Annotated in this window: 3 protein-coding genes; 1 reads left to right on the top strand and 2 read right to left on the bottom strand. The window is 74.8% G+C overall.

From position 1 onward, the window contains the following. Both Y694_RS21450 and Y694_RS26340 read right to left on the bottom strand, forming a co-directional pair. On the bottom strand, nucleotides 1–702 hold a 702-nt coding region (locus tag Y694_RS21450; protein WP_231497833.1), incomplete at its 3' end, for an HDOD domain-containing protein. Next, a complete protein-coding gene (locus Y694_RS26340; protein WP_231497834.1) occupies nucleotides 609–1,595 on the bottom strand; it encodes a hypothetical protein in 987 nt (328 codons plus the stop codon). The genes Y694_RS21450 and Y694_RS26340, both read right to left, overlap by 94 nt. Before the next feature lie 147 nt (nucleotides 1,596–1,742). Between Y694_RS26340 and Y694_RS21455 the strand changes: the two genes are divergently transcribed. After that, a partial coding sequence (locus Y694_RS21455) for an NAD(P)-dependent oxidoreductase (protein ID WP_036236510.1) occupies nucleotides 1,743–2,104 on the top strand: 362 nt, incomplete at its 3' end.

The raw sequence follows: 2,104 nt of genomic DNA on the forward strand, positions 1-2,104 counted from the left end.
CTCGCGCGAGGCCATCGCGGCCGCGGCCTCGACGGCCGCGCTGGCCAGCAGACGCAGCGTGTCGGCTCGGTGATCGGGCGCACGCACCGGGGCTTCCAGAGACACACGCCGCATCGCATGCAGCACCGTCTCGTCGAAACCCCAGTGGCGCGCGACGGCCATCGCCAGCGCGTCGAGCTCCACGCCGATCACGGCGCAGGCCGCCGCCGCTTCGGACATGCCGCGTGCACCGCCCGGCTCGGGGTCGACCAGGCGGTGGATCTGTTCGGCTTCCTCGGGGAAGTGGTAGCGCACGAGCAGCGTGCCCAGGCTCTGCAGCAAGGCGAGCAGGAAGGCTTCTTCGCCGTCCATGTCGGCCGGGCACAGCGTGCGCGCCACGTGCGCCGCGACGCGCGCCTCGCGCAGGCTCGCCGCCAGCGCGACGGCGTTCGTTTCGGACAACGCACCCGGCCACGGCCGCAGGCCGTTCGCCACCGGCCGCAGGCCCTGCACGCCGAACAGCTGCACCGCGCGCCGCACGGTGGTCACGCCACCGCTCGCGTGCGCCGCGAACTGGGCCGCGTTGACCTGGCGCAGCAGCTCGAAGGCCAGCGCCGGGTCCTGGATGATCAGTTCCGCCATCTCGTCGATGCGCTGCTGCTCCATCGCCACCACCGCGGACACACGGCCCAGCAGACCCGGCAACGCCGGCAGGTGGCCCACGCTGTGCAGGCGGTCGAGCAGGAGGCCGAGCACACCATCGCCACCGGCCGCCTGCGCGTCCAGCCAGCCCTGCAGCGCGCGCTGAAGACTGCGCGCGCCGAGGTAGCGGCGCTGCGGTTCCCGCTCGGTGGCGCGGTTGGCAATGGCCCGCAGCGCATCGGGCACCGGCTGCGGCGTGGTCCAGCCCAGGCGCACGATCTCGCGGTCGAGCCGCGCCAGGGCCGTGGGCGGGTCGGCCTCGTCGAGCGCCGGCTGGCCGGCGAGCAAGCGATGCAGCAGCAACCCGCAGGCCTGCAGGTCGCGCGCGCCAGCATCGCGTGCGTTCGCAGGGCGTCGGGATCGACGGCCAGCGCCGAGCCGCTGGCCGCGGCGGCCTGCGATGCCGAGGCATCGGCGCCGGGCAGCAGCAGCGCGCGGCCCTGCGGATCGATGAGGACGCTGTAGCCGCCCACGTCGCCGTGCGCCAGGCCGGCCTCGTGCATGAAGGCCAGGCCCTGCAGCAGGTCGCACAGCCATTGCGCGGCCTGCACCGGCGAGGGCATCTCGCCGCCGGCCAGATGGGCGTCGAGCGTGAGGCCGGCCAGCGCCGGGCCCGCCAGGAAGGGCCAGCGTTCCTCCACGCCGACGTCGACGATGGGCAGCAGTTGCGGATGGCTCAGGCGGGCCGCGTGGCGCGCTCCGCGCAACCACGCCTCGAGCGCAGCCGCGCCGGCCGGTTGCTGGCGCGGCAGCGTGAGGTAGCGGTCGGCGCCGGCCGCCGGGTCATGGGCCAGCCACAGCATCGTGCGGCTGCTCTTGCCGAGCAGTTGCCGAAGCTCGAAACGACCGAGACGCCGGCTCGTGGACGAGCCGGCCGGCAGGGCGCCGGGCGTGGTGGTCGGGGCAGCGGGCATCGGCATGGGCACAGTGGTCACGCGATTGGACCCCGGAGCGCGCGCCGGCGAAGCCGCGAACTGCGGGGTCCGGACGGGTCTGTTCATGGCGCCGGGCCCGCCATTCCTATACTGGCCCGACCTGACCCTGCCCTGGAGTGTTCACCGATGAAGCTTGCCCTGCTCGGGACCGGACTGATGGGCGCGCCGATGACGCGCCGCCTGTGCGCGGCCGGCCTCGACGTGACCGTGTGGAACCGCACACGCGCCAAGGCCGAGGCCCTGGCGCCGGCCGGTGCCCGCGTGGCCGACACGCCCGAGGCGGCGGTGCGAACGGCCGAGCTCGTGATCACGATGCTCGAGCACGGCGACATCGTGGAGGAGCTGCTGTTCGCGCACGGCCTGGCCGACACGCTGCCACGCGGCGCGCTGCTGGTGGACATGAGCTCCATCCGGCCGGCGCAGGCGCGTGCCCACGCCGCCGCGCTGGCCGAGCGCGGCGTGGCCCATCTCGACGCCCGGTCTCGGGC

The organism is Methylibium sp. T29-B (assembly GCF_000576225.1).
GTDB lineage: Bacteria > Pseudomonadota > Gammaproteobacteria > Burkholderiales > Burkholderiaceae_C > Methylibium > Methylibium petroleiphilum.